Here is a 23,337-nt window from a genome sequence, read left to right on the forward strand (position 1 = left end):
TCAGGACAGCGCTTCGCCGACCGCCAGCGCCAGACCGTCATGCCACCACGCGGCGAAACTGAAGACGTTGGGCGCCTTGAGAATCGTGAAGTGGTTGCCCGGCCCGTACCACACTGCCAGATCACTGACCTGCCGCTGCCAGCCTTCGAGCATCGCCGCCTGTTCGCGCTGATTGCCCCACTCGTCCAGCGTCAGGTCATCGACCAGCACCAGCCGCACCGGCCCGCTGTAGGCCAGACGCGGCTGATAGACCGTGCGCAAGGCGCTGGCGAACGTGCGGACCGGGCCGTGCATCGCGTCCGGCGCCGCGCGCTCCGACAACACCCCGGCGCGCACCATGCCTTCATGCAGCAGGCGCAGTTGTGTGCTGTCATCGGCGTTGGCGAAGGTCGCCGGATCGATGCCCAGCGACTTGCCACAGGACAACTGCAAGGTGTCGATCAGCCGTTGCAGCACCGCAGTCGCGGTGTACGGCTTGCCCGCCGTGCCGTCAGCGCCCGGCGCCTCGCTGTCGATCAAGGTCAACGACGCCACCTCGCGCCCGGCCGCCTGCAACTGCGCCGCCATGGCATGCGCGACCCAGCCGCCGAACGAGTGCCCGATCAGGTGCAGCGGCCCTTGCGGGTGGATCTGCTCGATGGCCTGCAGGTAGAACGCCGCAGCCGCTTCCACTGCGCTGTGCGGCACACTGACGCCGTCCAGCCCGCGGGGTTGCAGGCCGATGATCGGCCACTCCGGGCCAATAGCCTCGGTCAGGTGAATGAACCCGGTGACACTGTCACCCGCCCCCGGCACGCAGAAAATCGGCGCATGCCCGGCGTGCCCGGTCTGAATCGTCAGCAGCGGTTGATACGGCGTCGGCTGCGGCGTCACCAGGGTTTCCAGCACTTCGGTAATGGCCTGACCGAGTGCCTGAATGTGCGGATGCTTCATCATGGTCCGGTGATCGCCGGGGATGTCGATGCAGCGCAGCAAGCGAGTGTCGAAGCGCTCTTCCCAGCCGCGCGTCGGGCTCGGCAATGACTGGCCGTCCATCCGCTCCTGAGCACGGAACAAGTGGATCGGCTGGCTCGCCGGGCTGACCCGGTAATGCGCCAGCGCCAGGCGATGCGCGGCTTCGCGATCAAAGTAATGCCAGGCGTCCGCCGCGCTGACCGTCGCCAGTTCCGGATCGGTCAGTTGCTGCGCCTGACAGCGCTTGAACAGCTCGGGGAAATCCAGTTGTTCGACTTGCGCTTCCAGCGTTTGCACCGTTGCCAGCGCTGCCTCGCTTTCAGCACCGAGCATCAGCGAACGGCCACGGCAATGGCCGAGCAACTGGCGCTTGTCCAGGCCCTCGCCGCTCCACAGCGTTTTATCCTGAGCGAGTGGATTTGGCGCATAGCTGTCGAGCATGCCGATAAACTCCACCGGTTCATCGAGGCCAAGCAATTGCTGGGCGACCTCATGCGCCAGCACCCCACCGAACGACCAGCCCGCCAGACGATACGGCCCATGTGGCTGCACCGCACGGATGATGCCGACCATGCGCTGCGCCATGCACTCCAGCGTGCGCAATGGCGCTTGCCCCAGCGGCACACCGGGCAGGCCGTAAATCGGGAACTCGCCACCGATGTGCTGGGCCAGCGTCGGGAAATACACGTCGCGGCCGCTGAACTCATGCATCAGGAACAGCGGCGTACCGTGTTCCCCGGCGCGCACCACGACCAGCCCGTCAGGCTGACTGAGTGCCTCGCCCTGATTGAGCAGCGCGGCGGCAGACTCGATGCTCGGGTGCTGGAACAGCTCGGCCAGCGACAGTGGCAGCCCGGCCCGTTGCAGCAGATTGACCAGTTTCACCGCCAGCAACGAATGCCCACCCAGTTCAAAGAAGTTGTCGTGCCGTCCGACCTGTTCGACGCCAAGCACCTCGCCCCAGATCCGCGCCAGCGCGGTTTCGACTTCACCCTGGGGTGCCACGTATGGGCGGTTGATCACCGCATCTGCCCCCGGTTCCGGCAAGGCTTTGCGATCGATCTTGTCGTTCGGTGTCAGCGGCAACGCGTCGAGCAATACGAACGCACCGGGCACCATGTACTCGGGCAAACGCTCCAGCACATGCGCCCGCAAAGCCTCCAGACTGGGTGCTTCTACGCCCGAGTGCACGGTGTACCAGGCCACCAGACGCTCATCACGCACCATCACCACCGCCTCGCGAATTGCCGGATGCTCGATCAACCGCGCCTCGATTTCTCCCGGTTCCAGACGCAAACCCCGCAGCTTGATCTGGAAGTCGTTGCGGCCGAGAAACTCCAGCTCGCCGTGATTGTTGTAGCGCGCCAGATCTCCCGTGCGGTACAGGCGATCCCCCGGCACAAACGGGCTGTCGATGAAACGCTCGGCCTGCATCTCCGGCAGTCGGTGATAACCGCGCGCCACGCCAACGCCGCCGATGTGCAACTCGCCACTGACGCCTTGTGGTACCGGTTGACCGTAGGCATCGAGCACGTACAAACGGGTGTTGCTCAAGGCTGTACCGATCGGCACCACGTTTTCCGGCACCGGCATGTCCGGTTCCAGCGTCCAGCCCGTACTGTCCACGGTGGTTTCGGTCGGGCCATAAACGTTGTGCAGACGCACCCACGGCAGGCGATCACGCACCTGCCGCGCCAGCGCTGCGCTGAGTTCGCCGCCACCGTTGAGCACATCGGTCAGGCTGGTGCATTGCTCGACATCGTCCTGTTCGATGAACTGCTGCAGCAACGCAGGGACGAACTTGACCACCGTCACCTGCTGCTCGCGAATGGTCTGCACCACATAGGCCGAATCGCGGTTGCCATCCGGTCGCGCCAATACCAGACGCATCCCCGAACACAGCGGCCAGAAAATCTCCCACACCGAACTGTCGAAACTGAACGGCGCCTTTTGCAGCAGCGCGCCGTGCTCGGTCGGCGGACTGAGCTGCGAACCCCAATGCACCATGTTGCAGGCGCTGCGGTGCTCGATCATCACGCCCTTCGGCAGCCCGGTAGAACCCGAGGTGTAGATCATGTACGCAAGATTCGAAGCACTGAGGCCCGGTACTGGCGAATCGTGATCCGGCAGGTGCTGCCAGGTACTGCGGTCAAGGTCGATCACCGTGGCGGCCGCTTCATCGAACAACCCGCGAGTAGCGGTCTGCACCAGCACCGCGGTCGGCGCGCTGTCCTTGAGCATGTACGCCAGACGTTCCGCCGGGTAACTCGGGTCCAGCGGCACATAGGCACCACCGGCCTTGAGGATGCCGAGCAAACCAACGATCAGATCCAGCCCGCGCTCGACGCAGATCGCCACCCGCGCATCCGGCTGCACACCGAGTTCGCGCAGATGCTGGGCCAAACGGTTAGCACGCTGATTGAGCTCGCGGTAGGTCAGGGTTCCTTGCGCGGACTGCAGCGCGACAGCGTCCGGTTTGCGCCGCACTTGGGCTTCGAACAAGCCATGCAGCGGCTGCTCCAGCGGGCAATCAACGGCGCTGGCATTGAAGTCGACCAGCAAACGCTTCTGCTCCTGCGGCGCCAGCAACGGCACTTGCGCGAGCACGGCCTGATCATCGTTGACCAGCGCCGCCAGCAGCCGCTGGAAGTAGCCGACGAAACGCTGCACCGTCGACTCATCGAACAGCGCCGTGGCATAGCGCAACGAACCGCGAATGCCGTCGTGGGAATCGCCAAGGCTCAGCGACAGGTCGAATTTCACAAAATGGCTGTCGCCGGCCACGCCTTCCAGGGTCAGGTCGCCGAGGGTCAGGCTCGGATCGTCGTTGTTGTCCCAACTGAGCATGGTCTGGAACAACGCGCTGTGCGACAGACTGCGGACCGGTTTGCTGATGTCCACCACTTGCTCGAACGGCAGATCCTGATGCGCCTGAGCCGCCAGGGTTTGCGCCTTGACCCGCGCCAACAGCGCCTCGCCGCTCGGCTCGCCCGAGGTGTCGATGCGCATCGCCAGGGTGTTGACGAACATGCCGATCAGGCCTTCGATCTCCGCGCGGGTGCGGTTGGCTACCGGCGAGCCGATCACCACGTCGCTCTGCCCGGACAAACGGCTGAGCAGCATCGCCCAGGCGCTCATGATCACCATGTACGGCGTCACCGCACGACGCTGACACAAGGCTTTCAAACCGGTGCTCAAGTGTTGATCGAGCAGTATGTCGACGCGGCTGCCGGCATAGTCCTGCTGCGGCGGACGCGGACGGTCAGTGGGCAGGCTCAGCAAGGCCGGCGCACCAGCCAGGGTCTGCTGCCAGTAATCGCTCTGGCGCTGCAGCACCTCGCCACTGAGCCAGCGCCGTTGCCACACCGCATAGTCGGTGTATTGCAGCGCCAGCGGCGGCAGCGGATCGTCTTCGCCACGGCTGAACGCCTGATACAACGCCGCCAGCTCACGGGTCAGTACGCCCATCGACCAGCCATCGGCGATGATGTGGTGCAGCGTCAGCAACAGCACATGATGATCATCCGCCAGACGCACCAGACGTCCGCGCAGCAGCGCATCGTGCTGCAGATTGAAGGAGGCGCAGGCCTGCTCCTCAATCAGACCGCGCAAGGCATTCTCATCCTGTGGGTGCTGGCGCAGGTCTTCTACCGCCAGCAACAGACCGCTCTCGGCCGGCAGGATCAGCACCTGCGGCTGATCGTCGATCTGGCTGAAGCGGCTGCGCAGGGTTTCGTGACGCGCAACGATGCGTGCCAGTGCCCGTTGCAGTGCGTCTTCATCCAGTCGACCGCGCAGGCGCAGACCGACCGGGATGTTGTAGGCGCTGTGGCCGCCGTCCATCTGCGCCAGGAACCACAGGCGTTGCTGGGCGAAGGACAGCGGCAATCGCTGATCACGCGGTGCCGGCAAAATCTCCGGCAAGGTGCTGCGCCCTGCCCGGCTCAGCACCTCGGCGACAGCGGCCAGCTCGGGGTTGGCGAACAGCTCGGCGAGGGTCAGCTCGACGCCCAACTGCTGGCGCACCTGCGACAGCATGCGCATCGCCAGCAACGAATGCCCGCCCAGTTCGAAGAAGTTGTCGTGACGACCGACCTGTTCAACCCGCAGCAAGCCAGCCCAGATCCGTGCCAGATGGTGTTCCAGCGCCGAGATCGGCGCGACATACACCCGGCTGAGCATCGCTGCCTGCGTCGGCGCCGGCAGCGCCTTGCGGTCGACCTTGCCGTTGTTGTTCAACGGCAGGACCTCCAATTGCACCCACGCGCTCGGCACCATGTATTCCGGCAGTCGCGCCAGCAACTGCGCGTGCAGATCCGCGCTGTCCAGGCGGCCGGCGTGCGCGGTGTAGTACGCCACCAGACGGGTGATGTCCTGGCCATCGCGGCGCGCGAGCACCACGGCTTCCTTGATCCCTTGGCAGTTGAGCAGGCGGTTTTCGATTTCCCCAAGCTCGATGCGGAAACCACGGATCTTCACTTGATCGTCATTGCGCCCGATGCAATCGAGCTGCCCCGGGGCCAGCCAGCGTGCGAGGTCGCCGGTGCGATACAGCAACGCGCCCGGCTGCTCGCTGAACGGATCACGCAGAAACTTTTCGGCGGTCAGATCCGGGCGATTCAGGTAACCCAGCGCCACGCCCTGCCCGCCGATGTACAACTCGCCAGTCACGCCCATCGGCACCGGTTGCTGGTGCGCGTCGAGCACGTACACCTGGGTGTTGGAGATCGGCCCGCCAATCGGCACGCTCTCGGCGTTTTCCGCCACTTCACGCACTCCAAACGTCGTCGCGTAAGTGGTGGTTTCGGTCGGGCCGTAGCAATGCACGATACGCAGCGCCGGCGCCTCGGCCAGCAGTCGACGGAACGCCGCCGGATCGCCACGCTCACCACCACACAACAGAATGCGCAGGCCTTTGAGCGCCTGCGGAATCAGTTGCACGTACTGGTTGAACAGCGCAGTGGTGACGAACAGCACCGTCGCCCCGGTTGCGCTCAACGCGCGGCCAAAGGCGTTCGGATCAAGCAAGGTCTGGTGATCAATCACCACCACGCGCCCACCGTTGAGCAATGGCCCCCAGATGTCCATGGTGCTGGCGTCGAAGGCCGGGTTGGAGGCGAACACCACGCGATCCTGCGCATTGAAATCGGCGTAACCGTTGTTCAGCACCAGGCGGCCGATGGCGCGGTGCGGCACCATCACGCCTTTCGGCGTGCCGGTGGAGCCGGAGGTGTACATGATGTACGCCAGCGACTCCGAGGACTGCGCCAGATTCGGGTTATGCGTCGGTTGGCCGCTGAGGGTCAAGCGGTCGAGGTCGATGCGTGGCGCAGCGTAGTCGATGACTTCACGGCTGAGGGTCAGCAACGCCGCTGCCTGACAGTCCTCGACCATGAACGCCTGCCGCTCGCTCGGGGCATTGATATCCAGCGGCACATAGGCCGCCGCGCACTTGGCAATCGCCAGTTGCGCCACCAGCAGTTCCAGCGAACGCGGCAGCAGGATCGCCACGTGATCGCCCGGCTGTACGCCTTGGCTGATCAAATGATGCGCCAGACGGTTGGCCTGGGCGTTCAGCTCGAAGTAGCTCAGCGAATGCTCGCCGTGCACCGCCGCCACCGCCTTGGGATGCGCCGCTGCCTGCTGCTGGAAAATCCCGTGCACGGTCAGGGCCTGCGGGTATTCGCGTGCGGTGGCGTTGAAGTCGCAGAGCAAGCGCTGCCGCTCAGACTCGGCGAGTAACGGCACCCGCTCCAGCACTGTCTGCTCATCGTTGACCATCGCCGCCAGCAGGCGCTGCAAGTAACCGACATAACGCTCGACGGTCGCTTGATCGAACAACGCCGTGGCGTATTCCAGCGAACCGCGAATCACCCCGTTGACCTCACCCAGGGTCAGGGTCAGGTCGAACTTGGCTACCCGGCCCGGCGCAGCCACAGCTTCAAGACTCAGATCGCCCAGCGCCAGGTGCGGGCCGACGCTGCTGTCCCAACTCAGCGTGGTCTGGAACAGCGGGCTGTGCGCCAGACTGCGCGCCGGCCGGGCGATGTCCACCACTTGCTCGAACGGCAGATCCTGATGCGCCTGCGCCTCCAGCGTGCGCGCCTTGACCCGTGCCAGCAGCGCAGCAACGCTCGGCTCGCCCGAAGTGTCGATACGCAGGGCCAGGGTGTTGACGAACATGCCGATCAGGCCTTCGATCTCGGCCCGGGTGCGGTTGGCCACCGGCGAGCCGATCACCACGTCGGACTGCCCGGACAAACGACTCAACAGTAGCGACCAGGCACTCATCAGGGTCATGAACAGGGTCACGCCGTGCCGTTGACTCAAGGCTTTGAGCCCGGCACTCAGACGCTCGTCGAGCCGTACTTCGACGCTGCTGCCGGCGAAGTCCTGCTGTGGCGGACGCGGACGGTCAGTAGGCAGGGTCAGCAACGCCGGCGCGCCGTCGAGGGCCTGCTGCCAGTAATCGCTTTGCCGCTGCAGCACGTCACCGCTGAGCCAGCGCCGCTGCCATACCGCATAGTCGCCGTATTGCAGCGCCAGTGGCGGCAATGGATCCGGTTGCCCGTGACTGAAGGCCTGATACAGCGCCATCAGCTCACGGATCAGCACGCCCATCGACCAGCCATCGGCGACGATGTGATGCATGGTCAGCAACAGCACATGCTGCTTGTCGGCCAGACGTATCAGGCGTCCGCGAATCAGCGGATCGTGCTGCAGATCGAAGGCCGTCGCGGCTTCCTGCGCGAGCAGTGCCTGCACCGTGGCTTCGGCCTGTGGATCCTGGCGCAGATCTTCCACCTGCAGCAGCAGGCCGCTGTCGACCGGTGCAATCGTCACCTGAGCCTGATCGTCGACGCTGACGAAACGGCTGCGCAGGGTGTCGTGGCGCGCAACGATCTGCGTCAGCGCGCGCTGCAAGGCTTCAACATCAAGCCGCCCGTGCAGGCGCAGGCCAAGCGGAATGTTGTACGCCGAATTGCCGCCGTCCATTTGCGCGAGAAACCACAGGCGCTGCTGGGCGAAGGACAGCGTGCCGTCACGCGGCACCGCTACGATCGGCGGTTGGCTACTGACCTGCGCGACGCACAGGCACTCGGCGACCGCCGCCAGTTCAGGGTTGGCGAACAGATCGGCCAGCACCAGCTCCAGCCCCAGTTGCTGACGCACCTGCGCGACCATGCGCATGGCCAGCAGTGAATGCCCGCCAAGTTCGAAGAAGTGATCATGGCGGCCAACCCGCTCGACCTGCAGCACCTCGGCCCAGATCTGCGCCAGAGCGGTTTCCAGCTCACCTTGCGGCGCCACGTATTCGCGGGTGAACAGCGCGGACAGCTGCGGTTTCGGCAGCGCCTTGCGGTCGACCTTGCCGTTGGCGGTCAGTGGCAATCCGTCGAGCCTGACGAACGCCGCCGGCACCATGTATTCCGGCAGTTGCGCCAACAGCCGGGCGCGCAGATCGCCAATGCTAAGCGCGTCGCCCTGTTCGGTGAAATACGCCACCAGACGTGGCTGGCCGGGTTCATCCTCTCGGGCCAGCAGCACCGCGTCTTGAACGCCGTCGAGCTGATTGAGGCGGGTTTCGATCTCACCCAACTCGATACGCACGCCACGGATTTTCACCTGATCGTCGTTGCGCCCGAGGTATTCAAGCGTGCCGTCCTCGCGCCAGCGCGCCAGGTCGCCGGTGCGGTACAGACGTGCATTTGGCACGCTGCTGAACGGATCGCGCAGAAAGCGTTCGGCGGTCATCTGCGGACGGTTCAGGTAACCCCGGGCCACGCCGGCACCGCCGACATACAACTCGCCCATCACGCCCAGCGGCACCGGGCGTTGTTGCGCGTCGAGCAGATACACCGTGGCATTGCTCACCGGTTTACCAATGTGCAAGACGTCGCCCGCCTCGATCAGGCCGGAGGTCGCCACCACCGTGGCCTCGGTCGGGCCATAGTTATTGATCACCCGGAACGGCTGGTTGCGGTTGAACTGGCGCAGACGATCGCCGCCGATCAACAGGGTTTTCAGGGTCGGATGCGCCGGCTCCTGACTGAAGGCGTATTCGGCCACCGGGGTCGGCAGGAAGCTCACGTCCAGCGGCTGCGCACGCCACCAGGTCAGCAGCGCGTCGATGTCTTCGTTGCCGTCATGGTTTGGCGCCAGATGCACGGTCGCGCCAACGCACAAGGCCGGCCAGACTTCCCAGGCCATGGCGTCGAAACCGAACCCGGCCAGGCTTGAAGTATGGCTGCCAGCGTGCAGATCGAAGGCCGCGCAGTGCCAGTCCACCAGGTTGCTCAAGGTCTGATGCTCGACCATCACGCCCTTCGGCAGGCCAGTGGAGCCGGAGGTGTAGATCACATAGGCCAGGTGCTGCGGGGTCAGGGCCGGCAGCGACGGGTTGTCGATGGGCTCGTTTGGCCATTGGCGCAGATCAAGGTCGATCAGCGGCACCGACAATGCCGGCAGGCGTTCACGCAGAGCGCTTTGGCTCAGCACCGCGACGGGCGCACTGTCTTGCAGCAGATAGCTCAGGCGCTCCACCGGGTGCGCCGGATCCACCGGCACATAACCGGCGCCGGCCTTGAGAATCGCCACCAGCCCGACCAGCGTATCGAGACCGCGCCGGGCGACGATGGCCACGCGGTCGTCAGGCTGTACACCCGATGCAATCAGATGATGCGCCAGCATGTTGGCCTGGCGGTTCAACTCGGCATAGCTCAGCGAGGCACCGGCAAACACCGCTGCCAGCGCCTGCGGCCGTTCAATGGCTTGCTGCTCGAAACGCTGGGCGATCGTCAGCCCCTGCGGGTAATCGGCGCGGGTCGCGTTGAAGGTGTGCAACACCTGCTCGCGCTCGGCGCCCGGCAAGATCGACAGCCGTTCAAAGCCTTGATGCGGCGAGTGCTCCAGCGCCTCCACCAGCGCGTGCAAGGCGCATTGCAAATAAGCGCAAGTGCGCCGCGCGTCGATGCCGGCGCCCGCCAGTGCGGTCAGGCTGAAGCCTTCGCCGAGGTCGTCGACGCTGAGGGTCAGGCGGTAGTTGCTGTGCTCCTCGGCCTCAAGCAATTGCATGCCCTGCCAGGCCGCCCGGGCCTCGGCAGAACCGCCACCTGCCGAGGCACCATGACGGTAATTGAACAACGTGCTGAACAGCGGCGTGCTCGGCGCCATGGCGCTGCAATGCTGGATGCGCGCCAGTTGTGCGTGTTCGTGCTGCAGCAACTGGCTGAGTAATTGATGCGTCGCCAGTGCTGCGCCCTTGACGCTGTGCGCGCGCAGATCAATGCGCAGCGGCAAGGTATTGATGAACACCCCGAGCGCCCGTTCGGCGCCCTCGCCGCCCTGCAAGCGACCGAGCAATACCGTACCGAACACCACATCGTCACGACCGGACAATTGCTCCAGTACCTGCGCCCATGCCAGGTGCATCAGACTTGCAGCGCTGACACCCAGGCGCCGCGCCTGACTGCGCAGGTTGCGGCTCAGCGTGGCGTCGAGGCTCAACCGGGCCTGCGTGGCCAGCCCTTCCTGCGCCGGGTTCTGCCCGTAAGGCAAGGTGGGTTCGTCGACGTCGCCGAGCATCTCGCGGAAGAACGCTTCGTGCTGCTGGTCGCTCAGCCCCGACAGGGTGTGCGCCACGTAAATGCGATACGGCACCGGCTCAGCCAGACGCTGCGGCTGACCGATCAGGAACGCCTGCATCTCGTGTTGCAGCACCTCCAGCGCCACGTGGTCCATGACCAGGTGATGGAACAGCAACAACGCCACCACCCGCTGATTGGCTGAATCCCAGGCGTGCACCACGCGCATCAGCGGCGCCTGATTGACGGCCATGCGGTACTGCGCAGCGTCGAAACGCCGGCGCAATTGCTCGAGTACATCGCCGTCCGCGCCATTCAGTTCCAGCGCTTCGCACGCCAGCGGCGCCTCACGCCAGACCACTTGCACCGGGTCTTGCAGGCCGTCCCAGAACAGCGAGGTGCGCAGGATGTCGTGACGCTGGATCACCTTCTGCAAGGCTTGGGTGAAGCTGTTCAGGCGCTGCTCGTCGGCAAAGGCAAACTGCGCCTGCAACACATACGGATCGCCCTGGGCGGCGGACAAGTGATGAAAGAGGATGCCGGTCTGCAACGGCGCCAGCGGGTAAATGTCCTGCACATTGGCCACGCCGCCGGGGATGCTGGCGACGATGCGGTCAATGCTCGGCTGGTCGAGCGCCACCAGTGGCAGCAGCTCGGGAGTGATGCGAGTGCAGTCCGTGGTGATGAGGTTGGCCGCGACTTCGGCCTCCGGTTCACCGCCCACCGCAGCGGCCAGTGCGGCGAGGGTCGGCTGGTTGAACAGCACGCGGATGTCGGCCGTCAGACCGGCGCGACGCATGCGCGCCACCAGATTTACCGCCAACAGAGAGTGGCCACCCAGTTCGAAGAAATGGTCGTGGCGCCCTACCCGCTCAACCTTGAGCAGTTCAGCCCAAAGCTGCGCGAGGGCGATTTCCACTTCGCCGACCGGCGCTTCATATTCACGGGTGGTCAGCGCCGCCAGATCCGGCGCCGGCATTGCCTTGCGGTCGAGTTTGCCGTTGGGGCTCAGCGGCAATGTATCAAGATGCACGAATACGACAGGCACCATGTAGTCCGGCAGGTTTTCCAGCAGATGGCTGCGCAGTGTTTCGATTTCCAGCGGTGCCCCGGTGTAGTACGCGACCAGACGTTTCTCGCCCGGCACGTCCTCACGGGCCAATACGGCGGCTTCCTGAATGCCGTCGATCTGGGTCAAACGCGCCTGAATCTCGCCGAGCTCGATGCGCAAACCACGGATCTTCACCTGATCGTCGTTGCGACCGAGGTACTCGATATTGCCGTCCGCCAGATAACGGGCGATGTCGCCGGTGCGGTACATCCGCCCATTACTCTGGAACGGGTCGTTGAGGAAGCGTTCGGCGTTCAGTTCCGGGCGATTCAGATAACCGCGCGCCACCTGTACGCCACCGATGTACAGCTCACCGACCACGCCGTGCGGCACCGGTTGCTGCTGGGCATCGAGGATGTACATGCGGGTATTGGCAATCGGTTTGCCGATGGGTGTGTTGTCTGGCGTTTGTTCCAGCGGCCCGGCGCAGTTCCACGCGGTCACGTCCACTGCCGCTTCGGTCGGGCCGTAGAGGTTGTGCAATTGGCTGCCCGGCAGTTGCTGTTTGAAACGCCGTACCACGCTGCCCGGCAACGCTTCGCCGCTGCACATCACCTGACGCAGACTGCTGCAACGTGCGGTATCAGCATGAGCGAGGAATACATCGAGCATCGACGGCACGAAGTGCAGCGTGGTGATGTGTTCGCGCTCGATGATGTCGCTGAGATACAGCGGATCCTTGTGCCCTTCAGGTCGGGCCATGACCAATCGGGCGCCGGTCATCAGCGGCCAGAAGAACTCCCACACCGAGACGTCGAAGCTGAACGGGGTCTTTTGCAACACCGTGTCGCTGGCGGTCACTTGATAGGCGTCCTGCATCCACAGCAAGCGGTTGACCACCCCGCGATGCTCGTTGATCACGCCTTTCGGCTGGCCAGTAGAGCCGGAGGTGTAGATCACGTACGCGGTGTGCTGCGGGGTCAGTTCGGTTACCAAAAGATTGTCCGTCGGCAGCGAATGCCAGTGCGGCTGATCCAGATCGATCACCGGCACAGCGACTTCGCCAAGCAACGAACGCGTGGTTCCCTGCACAAGCACCGCCAGCGGCGCACTGTCTTCCAGCATGTAGGCCAGACGCTCCAGCGGATACGCCGGGTCCAGCGGCACGTAACCGCCGCCGGCCTTGAGGATCGCCAACAGCCCGACCACCATGTCCAGACCGCGTTCGACGCAGATCGCCACCCGCGCATCCGGGCCTACGCCCAATTCACGCAGGTGCCGCGCCAGTTGATTGGCCCGGGCATTGAGTGCGGCATACGTCAGTGGTTGTTCATCAGCAACCATCGCCGTTGCCTGCGGCGAGCGCGCCACTTGCGCCTCGAACAAGCCGTGAATGGTCTGCTCAAGGTCGTAATCGACCGCCGTGGCATTGAACTCGACCAACAAACGCTGCTGTTCCTCCTCCGCCAGCAGCGGCGCCCTTTCCAGCAGCGCCTGATCGTTGCCGACCATCGCCTGCAACAGGCGCTGGAAATAACCGACGAAGCGCTCGACCGTGCTCTGGTCAAACAATGCCGTGGCGTATTCCAGCGATCCGCGAATGATGCCGTTGGACTCACTGAGGCTCAGTGACAGGTCGAACTTGGCGAAGTGGCTCGGCTCGGCCACGCCTTCCAGCGTCAGTTCGCCGAGGGCCAGCGCCGGGCTTTCGAGGCCATCCCAACTGAGCAAGGTCTGGAACAACGGGCTGTGCGCCAGACTGCGCACGGGCCGGGTGATTTCCACCACTTGCTCGAACGGCAGATCCTGATGCGCCTGCGCTTGCAGGGTTTGCGCCTTGACCCGCGCCAGCAGTGCTTCGACGCTCAGCTCGCCCGAGGTGTCGATGCGCAGCGCCAGGGTGTTGACGAACATGCCGATCAGGCCTTCGATCTCGGCGCGGGTGCGGTTGGCCACTGGTGAACCGATCACCACTTCAGCCTGCCCGGACAAGCGGCTGAGCAGCATCGCCCAGGCACTCATCAGCGTCATGTACAGGGTCACGCCATGGCGCTGGCCCAAAGCCTTGAGCCCCGCGCTCAGACGCTCGTCGAGCACCACCGCAACGCTGCTGCCGGCATAGTCCTGCTGCGCCGGGCGCGGCCGATCGGTCGGCAGCATCAACAGCGCCGGGGCGCCGGCCAGGGTCTGTTGCCAGTACTCGCTCTGGCGTTGCAGCACCTCGCCGCTGAGCCAGCGCCGCTGCCACACCGCGTAGTCGGTGTATTGCAGCGCCAGCGGCGGCAACGGATCCGGCTGGCCATGACTGAACGCCTGATACAGCGCCATCAGCTCCCGGGTCAAAACCCCCATCGACCAACCGTCAGAGATGATGTGGTGCAGGGTCAGCAACAGTACATGGTGATCGTCGGCCAACCGCACCAGTCGCCCGCGAATCAGCGGATCGTCCTGCAAGTCGAACGGCCCGGAGGCTTCGCCCTGAATCAGTGCCTGCAGGGTTTCCTCGGGTTGCGGGTGCTGGCGCAGGTCTTCGATTCGCAGCAGCAGACCGGTGTCCACCGGGGCGATCAGCACCTGCGCTTCGTCGTTGAATTGCGCGAAGCGGCTGCGCAGGGTTTCGTGGCGGGCGACGATCCGCGCCAGTGCGCGTTGCAGCGCCGCGTCGTCGAGACGGCCACGCAGACGCAAGGCCACGGGAATGTTGTAGGCGGTGTTGGCGCCTTCCATTTGCGCGAGGAACCACAGGCGTTGCTGGGCGAACGACAGCGGCAACGCGCCGTCACGCGGTACCGGCACGATCTGTGGTTGCGCACAGCGTCCGGCCTCGCTCAGCACTGAGGCGACCGCCGCCAGTTCGGCGTTGGCAAACAGGTCGCTCAGCGCCAGCTCGACACCCAGGCGCTGGCGCACTTGCGAAACCATGCGCATCGCCAGCAACGAATGCCCGCCGAGTTCGAAAAAGTGATCCTGACGCCCGACCCGCTCGACCTGCAGCACGTCGGCCCAGATCTGCGCCAGCGCGGTTTCCACCTCACCTTCGGGCGCTGCGTACTCGCGGGTGAACAGCGCCGCCAGATCCGGCGCCGGCAAGGCCTTGCGGTCGACCTTGCCGTTGGCGGTCAGCGGCAGCGCGGCGAGTTTGACGAACGCGGTCGGCACCATGTACTCCGGCAAACGGCTGAGCAATTGCGCGCGCAACTCGCCCACCGGCAGCGCTTCGACCTGCGCCTGTTCGGTGAAGTAGGCCACCAGTCGCGGCTGGCCGGGTTGATCTTCGCGGGCCAGCAGCACCGCCTCCTGAATCCCCGGCAACTGGTTGAGGCAGGTTTCGATCTCGCCCAGTTCGATGCGTACGCCGCGAATTTTCACCTGATCGTCGTTGCGCCCCAGGTACTCGAGGTTGCCGTCCTCGCGCCAGCGCGCAAGGTCACCGGTGCGGTACATCCGCGCGTTGGGTGCGCTGCTGAACGGGTCACGCAGAAAGCGCTCGGCAGTCATTTGCGGGCGATTCAGGTAGCCGCGGGCGACCCCGGCACCGCCAACGTACAACTCGCCAGCCACACCAAGCGGCACCGGGCGCTGTTGTTGGTCAAGCAGGTACACCGTGGCATTGCTCAGCGGTTTGCCGATGTGCAGCGCATCGCCGCTTTGCACCAGACCCGAAGTGGCGACCACCGTGGCCTCGGTCGGGCCGTAGTTGTTGACCACGTCGAAATGCTGGTGGCGATTGAACTGACGCAAGCGGTCGCCGCCGATCAGCAGCGTGCGCAGGGTCGGGTGTTCGAGGTTCTGGCTGAAGGCGTATTCGGCCACCGGGGTCGGTAGGAAGCTTACGTCCAGCGGCTGCGCGCACCACCACGCGAGCAAGGCATCGATGTCTTCGCCGCCCTCGTGAGTCGGCGCCAGATGCAGGGTCGCGCCCGCGCACAGCGCCGGCCAGACTTCCCAGGCCATCGCATCGAAGCCGAACCCGGCGAGGCTTGAGGTGTGACGCCCGGCACACAGGTCGAACGCCGCGCAGTGCCAGTCAACCAGATTGCTCAAGGTGTGATGCTCGACCATCACCCCCTTGGGCAGGCCAGTGGAGCCGGAGGTATAGATCACGTAGGCCAGGTGCGCGGTGCTCAGACCGGGAACCTGCGGGTTTTGCGTGACCGTCAGCGGCCAAGTGCAGCGGTCGAGTTCAAGCACCGGCACGGTCAGCGCCGGCAGTCGCTCGCGCAGATGGCTTTGGGTCAGTACGGCGACTGGCGCGCTGTCGTCGAGCAGGTAGTTCAAACGCTCCGCTGGATGCGCCGGGTCAATCGGCACGTAACCGGCGCCGGCCTTGAGGATCGCCACCAGTCCGGCCAGGGTGTCCAACCCACGGCGAGCGACGATGGCGACGCGGTCGTCAGGCTTCACGCCCAAGCCGATCAGATGCTGCGCCAAGGCGTTGGCTTGCTGATTGAGTTCGGCGTAGGTCAGTTGCGCGTTGGCAAACACTGCCGCCAACGCGTCCGGCCGCTCGGCCACCTGCGCCTCGAAACGTTGCTGGAGGGTCTGTGGCGCAGGGAAATCCACTTGAGTGGCATTGAAGCCGCGCAACACCTGTTCAAGCTCTGCCGCCGGCAGGATCGGCAATTGATTGACCGGTGTCTGCGGCGCCTGCTCCAGGGCGAGCAGCAGGTTCTGCAGTGCGCAGAGCAGGTAGTCGCAGATGCGCTGCGGATCGGTCTCGGTGCTGGCCAGCAGCGTCAGGCTGAAGGCGTCACCGAGGTCATCGACGCTCATCGTCAGCGGATAGTTGCTGCGCTCTTCGGAGTGCAACGTGGAGATGCCGTCCCACGCCGCGAGGGTTTCGGCGCTGGCGGTGGCGACGTTGTGGCTGTGGCGATAATTGAGCAGTGTGCTGAACAGCGGCGTCGGCGCCACCACGTGACTGCAGCGCTGAGCCAGGGCCAGTGGTGCGTGTTCGTGACGCATCAGCGTGGTCAGCCGTGCGTGGGTGGCGTTGACGGCCGCGCGCACATCCTGCCCGTCGACATTTACCCGCAACGGCAAGGTGTTGATGAAAATCCCCAGCGCCCGGTCAATCGCCTCGGCGCCCTGCATGCGGCCCATCAGCACGGTGCCGAACACCACCTGCTGCTTGCCGGTCAGCGCGGCCAGCACCTGCGCCCAGCCGAGGTGGAACAGGCTCGCGACACTCACGCCAAGGGTCCGCGCCTGCGCCCGCAGACGCTGGCCCAATAACGTTGGCACCGGCACGCTGAGTTCGACGATTTCGCTGCCGTCACCCTGCACGTCCTGCAGGCCGTAAGGCAGCGTCGGTTCGTCGATGTCGCTGAGCATCTCGCGGAAGAACGCCTCGTGCTCGGCCTCGCTGACGCCCAGACGCGCCTGCGCCACGTAGTTGCGAAACGGCACCGGGCGCCCGAGCAGCTCACTTTGCCCGGTGAGGCAGGCGCGCATTTCGTGGCGCACCACGTCGAGGGCCGAGTGGTCGAGCGCCATGTGATGGAACAACAGCGTAGCGATCACCCGTTGCCCGGCTTCATCCCAGGCATGGGCCAGACGCATCAGCGGCGCCTGGGTCACGTCGAGGCGGAAGTGCCGGGCGTCGAAACGCTCATGCAGATACGCCAGCACGTCGCCATTTGCATCAGGCAACGTCACCTCTTCCACCGGCAGTTCGGCCCGACGCCAGACCACCTGCACCGGCGCGTCCAGTCCTGCCCAATGCACAGCGGTGCGCAGAATGTCATGGCGATCGATCACCGCTTGCAGCGCTTGCGCGAACGCCTGAAAACGTTCGCGGCTGGCAAAGGCGAAATGCGACTGCATGACATACGGATCACCGTCACCGCCACTGACGTGGTGATACAGGATGCCTTCCTGCAGCGGCGCCAGCGGGTAGATGTCCTGCACGTTGGCTGCGCCGCCGGGGACTTGTGCGACGAGGTGGTCGATGGTCGCCTGGTCAAGCTCTACCAGCGTCAGCATCGCCGGGGTGATGCGCGAGGTGCCGGCAACGATGCCGTTGACCGGCACCTCGACCTGCCCGTGCTTGCTGGCCGAGTACTGCCCGGTCTTGATCAGCTCGATCAGCGCCGGTTTGTGCTCGCGCAACAGCGCCAGCAACGCCGGGTCGTTCAAGGCCTGCTTGTTGCCATTGACCCGCAATTGGTCGTCCGCGACCGCCAGCTGAATATCCTTGGCCTTCAATGTGGCCAACAGTTCGATCACGTTCACAGGACGATCTCCATTCGTTCGGTAATTGCGGCGTAGCCGGCCAGGGTCGGATGTTCGAACAGCGACCTGACATCGGCTTCCATGCCTTCCTGACGCAGCCGGCCGATCAGACTGACCGCCAGCAGCGAGTGCCCACCCAGTTCAAAGAAATGATCGTGGCGCCCCACCCGCTCGACGTTGAGCAACTCGGCCCAGAGCCGTGCGAGGGTGATTTCAACTTCGCCGACCGGGGCTTCGTATGCACGAGCGGTCAGCGCCGCCTGATCGGGGGCCGGCAGCGCCTTGCGGTCGAGTTTGCCGTTGGGGCTCAGCGGCAGTGCATCGAGATGCACGAACAGCGCGGGCACCATGTAGTCCGGCAGGTTTTCCAGCAGATGGCTGCGCAGCACGTCGGTTTCCAGCCGTGCGCCGGTGTAATACGCCACCAGACGCTTGTCCCCCGGCACGTCTTCGCGAGCCAGTACGGCGGCTTCCTGCACGCCATCGATCTGGGTCAGGCGTGCCTGAATCTCGCCGAGTTCGATGCGCAAACCACGGATCTTCACCTGATCGTCGTTGCGACCGAGGTACTCGATATTGCCGTCCGGCAGGTAACGCGCGATGTCGCCGGTGCGGTACATCCGCCCATTGGTTTGGAACGGATCGTTGAGGAAGCGCTCGGCGTTCAGTTCCGGGCGATTCAGATAACCGCGCGCCACTTGCACGCCGCCGATGTACAGCTCACCCACCACGCCGTGCGGCACCGGTTGCTGCTGGGCATCGAGGATGTACATGCGGGTGTTGGCGATCGGTTTGCCGATCGGCGTGTTGTCCGGGGTTTGCTCCAGCGGCCCGGCGCAACTCCACGCGGTCACGTCGACAGCTGCTTCGGTCGGACCGTAAAGGTTATGCAGTTCGCTGCCCGGCAGTTGCTGTTTGAAGCGCCGCACCACGCTGCCCGGCAACGCTTCGCCGCTGCACATCACCTGACGCAGACTGCTGCAACGTGCGGTGTCAGCGTGAGCGAGAAACACGTCGAGCATCGACGGCACGAAGTGCAGCGTGGTGATGTGTTCGCGTTCGATCACTTCACTGAGGTACTGCGGATCCTTGTGCCCCTCGGGCCGGGCCATGACCAATCGAGCGCCAGTCATCAACGGCCAGAAGAATTCCCAGACCGAGACGTCGAAGCTGAACGGGGTTTTCTGCAACACCGTGTCGCTGGCGGTCAGTTGATAGGCGTCCTGCATCCACAGCAAGCGGTTGACCACCCCGCGATGCTCGTTGATCACGCCTTTCGGCTGGCCGGTGGAGCCGGAGGTGTAGATCACGTACGCGGTGTGCTGCGGGGTCAACTCTGCAAGAGAAAGGTTTTCCGTTGGCAGCGATTGCCAGTGCGGTTGATCCAGATCGATCAGCGGCACAGCGACTTCGCCAAGCAACGACCGCGTGGTTCCCTGTACCAGCACCGCCAGCGGCGCGCTGTCTTCCAGCATGTAGGCCAGACGCTCCAGCGGATACGCCGGATCCAGCGGCACATACCCGCCGCCGGCCTTGAGAATCGCCAACAGCCCGACCACCATGTCCAGACCGCGTTCGACGCAGATCGCCACCCGCGCATCCGGCCCTACGCCCAATCCGCGCAGATGCCGCGCCAGTTGATTGGCCCGGGCGTTGAGTTCGGCGTAGCTCAGTTGCTGCTCACCTGCAACCACGGCGGGAGCCTGTGGCGAACGCGCCACTTGCGCTTCGAACAGCTCATGAATCGTCTGCTGCAAATCGTAATCGACCGTTGTGGCATTCAAGCCGAACAGCAACTGTTGGCGCTCGGCATCCGCCAGCACCGGCAGGCGGTTCAAGGTCTGCTGCGGTGTCTGTTCAAGTGCCTCGAGCAGTCCCGCCAGCGCCTGCTGCATAAAGCCACACACCCGTGCCGCGCCTATGCGCGAAGGGGTCATGGCGGTGAGGATAAAACCTTCGCCCAGGTCATCGACATTGAGACTCAGCGGATAGTTGGTGCGCTCTTCGCTGGAAAGATTTTCGATGCCCTGCCAGCTCAGACGCGTGGCCTGCTGCTGTTCCTCGCTGACGCTGTGTCGGTAATTGAGCATCGCGCTGAACAGCGGCGACGGCGCTGCCACGCCGCTGCAACGCTGGGCCAATGCCAGTGACGCATGTTCATGGCCGAGCAATGCCGTCAGTTGCGCATGGGTCGCACGCACGCCGGCACGCACCGAAACATCGCCCAGATCCACCCGCAGCGGCAGCGTGTTGATGAACATTCCCAGACCGCGATCAGCGCCGGTACCGCCCTGCATCCGCCCCAGCAGCACGGTGCCGAACACCACGCGCTCATGTCCGGAGGTTGCCGCCAAGACCTGGGCATACGCCAGATGGAACAGGCTCGCGACGCTCACGCCCAGCTGCCGCGCCTGGCTGCGCAGGCGCCGCGCCAAGGCTTCGGGCACGCGCTGACGGACTTCTTCGATGTCATGGCCGTCACCGTGCACATCCAGCAGACCGAACGGCAGCGTCGGCTCATCGATCTCGCCGAGCATCGTGCGGAAGAACGCTTCATGCTCCTGCTCGCTGACGCCCAACCGGGTCTGCGCCACGTAATTGCGATACGGCACGGCGGGTATCAGGGCTTCGCCGTGACCGAAGAGCAGCGCCTGCAGTTCCTGCTGCACCACTTCCAGCGCCGTGTGATCCATGGCGATGTGATGGAACAGCAGCATGGCGACCACCCGGTCGTTGGCCGGATCCTGCGCGTACACCAGGCGAATCAGCGGCGCCTGACTGAGGTCGATGCGGTAATGACGCGCGTCGAAACGCTCATACAACTGCGCCAGAACATCACCGCCCGCCGGATCGAATGCAACCTCCTGCAGCGGCAGCTCGGCTTCGCGCCAGACCACTTGCACCGGCGTTGCCAACCCTTCCCAGACCACGCCGGTGCGCAGAATGTCGTGCCGGGTCATGACCTGACGCAGCGCGGCGGCGAAGGCCTGCAAGCGTTCAAGGCTGTCGAACGCCAGGCGCGATTGCAGCAGGTACGGATCACCCTGCGCGGCGCTCAAGTGGTGATAAAGAATCCCTTCCTGCAACGGCGCCAGCGGATAAATGTCCTGCACGTTGGCGGCCCCGCCCGGCACCGTGGCAACCACGCGCTCAATGGCTGGCTGATCCAGTTGCACCAGCGTCAGCATGTCCGGGGTGATGTGCGTGCAACCGGCCGGAATCAGGTTGGCCGGCACCACGACTTCGCGACCGCTGCCGACGGCGGCGGCCAGCGCGGCGAGGGTCGGCTGGCTGAACAGCACGCGCACGTCGGTGCTCAGGCCGAGCTGACGCATGCGCTCGATCAGGGTCACCGCCAGCAGCGAATGCCCGCCCAGCTCAAAGAAGTTGTCGTGCCGCCCGACCTGTTCGACCTGCAGCACCTCGGCCCAGACCTGCGCCAGCGCGGTCTCCACCGGCCCTTGCGGCGCTGCGTATTCGCGGCTGAGCCAGGCGTGCTGATCCGGTTCGGGTAAGGCCTTGCGGTCGAGTTTGCCGTTGGCGGTCAGGGGCAGCGTCTCAAGCCGCACGTAGGCTGCCGGCACCAGTGCCTGCGGTAGATGCGCTTGCAAATGCGCGCGCAGATCCTCGATATCGACCGTTGTGCGGGCAGTAAACCAGGCGATCAACCGCGCCTCGCGCACCAGCACCACCGCGTCCTGCACCGCCGGATAGCTGGACAGCGCGGCTTCGATTTCACCCAGTTCCACCCGCACGCCGCGCAGTTTGACCTGATCGTCGTTACGCCCCAGGTACTCGATATTGCCGTCGGCCAGCCAGCGTGCGAGGTCGCCGGTGCGGTACATGCGCGCCTGCGGTTCGTCACTGAACGGGTCTTCGAGGAAGCGTTCGGCGGTCAGCTGGGGACGGTTCAGATAACCACGGGCCACCCCCGCGCCACCGACGTACAACTCGCCCGCCACGCCAACCGGCACCGGACGTTGCTGTTCATCGAGCAAGTAAACCCTGGCGTTGCTGATGGGCCGGCCGATGTGCAGCAATTGCCCGGCATGGATTTGCCCGGAAGTCGCAACCACCGTAGCCTCGGTCGGGCCGTAGTTGTTGATCACGGCAAAGGTCTGCTCACGCGGGAACTGGCGCAACTTGTCGCCACCGATCAACAGCGTGCGCAAGGTCGGATGCCCCAGCTCACGACTGAAGGCGTATTCGGCAATCGGCGTCGGCAGGAAGCTCACCTGCAACGGCTGTGCGCGCCACCAGTCGAGCAGCTCATCCAGATGTTCGTTGCTGATCGACGGCGGCGGCAGGTGCAGGGTCGCGCCGACACACAGCGCCGGCCAGACTTCCCAGGCCATCGCGTCGAAACCGCAACCGGCGACGCTGGCGGTGTGGCTGCCGGCATGCAGGTCGAACGCCTCACAGTGCCAGTGCACAAGGTTTTCCAGGGTCGCGTGTTCGACCATCACGCCTTTCGGCTGGCCGGTCGAACCCGAGGTGTAGATCACGTAAGCCAGATGCGCCGGGGTCAGCGTCGGCAGTTGTGGATTGGTCGCCGCCAGGTGCTGCCAGAGGTTCTGATCCAGATCGATCACCGGCACCCGGCCCAGCAGCTCGCGGGTCGAACCCTGCGCCAGCACCGCCACCGGATCGCTGTCCTGCAACAGGTAGGCGATGCGCTCCGCCGGGTACGCCGGATCGACCGGCACATAACCGGCGCCAGCCTTGAGAATCGCCAGCAGCGCCACCAGCATCTGCGGGCTGCGTGGCAGGCACACGGCAATCCGGTCGTCCGGCTGCACGCCGAGGCCGAGCAAGTGATGGGCCAGGCGATTGGCCTGCTGATTGAGCTGCGCGTAGGTCAGTTGCTGCGTGCCCTGCACCACCGCCAGCGCCTGTGGCTGCAGCTCGGCCTGCACTTGCACCAGTGACTGAATCGTCGCCCCGCGCGGGTATGCCGCCGCCGTCGGGTTGAACCCGACCAGCAGGCGCTCGTATTCCTCCACCGCAAGAATCGGCAAACGGTTGAGCGCACGCTGTGGCGCCTGCTCCAGTGCGTGCAGCAGATGTTCCAGCGCGGTGTGCATGTAGCCGCAGATCCGTTGCGCGCCGATCTGCGTCAACGCCAGCACGGTCAAAGAAAAGTCTGTGCCGAGATCGTCGACGCTGAGGGTCAACGGATAGTTGCTGCGCTCTTCGCCGCCGAGCAATTGCACGCCTTCCCAGATGCCCTGACCGTCACGCGGCTGCGCCTCGGCGACGGTATGCCGGTAGTTGAGCAGTGCGCTGAACAGCGGCGCGCCGGACACCGCGCTGCAGCGCTGGGCCAGCGCCAGTGGCGCATGTTCATGGGCCAACAGCGCGGTCAGCCGTGCGTGGGTGGTCTTGACAGCAGACTGCACGCCTTCGCTGACATCCACCCGCAGCGGCAAGGTGTTGATGAACACGCCCAGGGTGCGATCCGCGCCCTCGCCGCCCTGCAAGCGACCCAACAGCACCGTGCCGAACACCACGTCG

The 23,337-nt window shown here is 64.9% G+C and carries 2 protein-coding genes (1 of these 2 only partly in view); both read right to left on the reverse strand.

Annotation, left to right across the window (positions count from 1 at the left end; genetic code table 11):
* The gene (locus L6D63_RS07160; RefSeq protein ID WP_131671360.1) at window positions 1-17,823 is read right to left on the reverse strand and encodes a non-ribosomal peptide synthase/polyketide synthase; all 17,823 of its coding nucleotides are present in this window, start codon (window positions 17,821-17,823) and stop codon (window positions 1-3) included.
* Window positions 17,820-23,337: the 3' end of a non-ribosomal peptide synthetase gene (locus tag L6D63_RS07165; RefSeq protein ID WP_131671359.1), read on the reverse strand. The gene runs 7,496 nt beyond the window's last position; the window shows 5,518 of its 13,014 coding nt (coding positions 7,497-13,014); its start codon lies off the right edge, out of view; it ends in the stop codon at window positions 17,820-17,822. The genes L6D63_RS07160 and L6D63_RS07165 overlap by 4 nt, the downstream gene beginning before the upstream one ends.

It is taken from the genome of Pseudomonas parakoreensis, from assembly GCF_021602155.1.
GTDB lineage: Bacteria > Pseudomonadota > Gammaproteobacteria > Pseudomonadales > Pseudomonadaceae > Aquipseudomonas > Aquipseudomonas parakoreensis.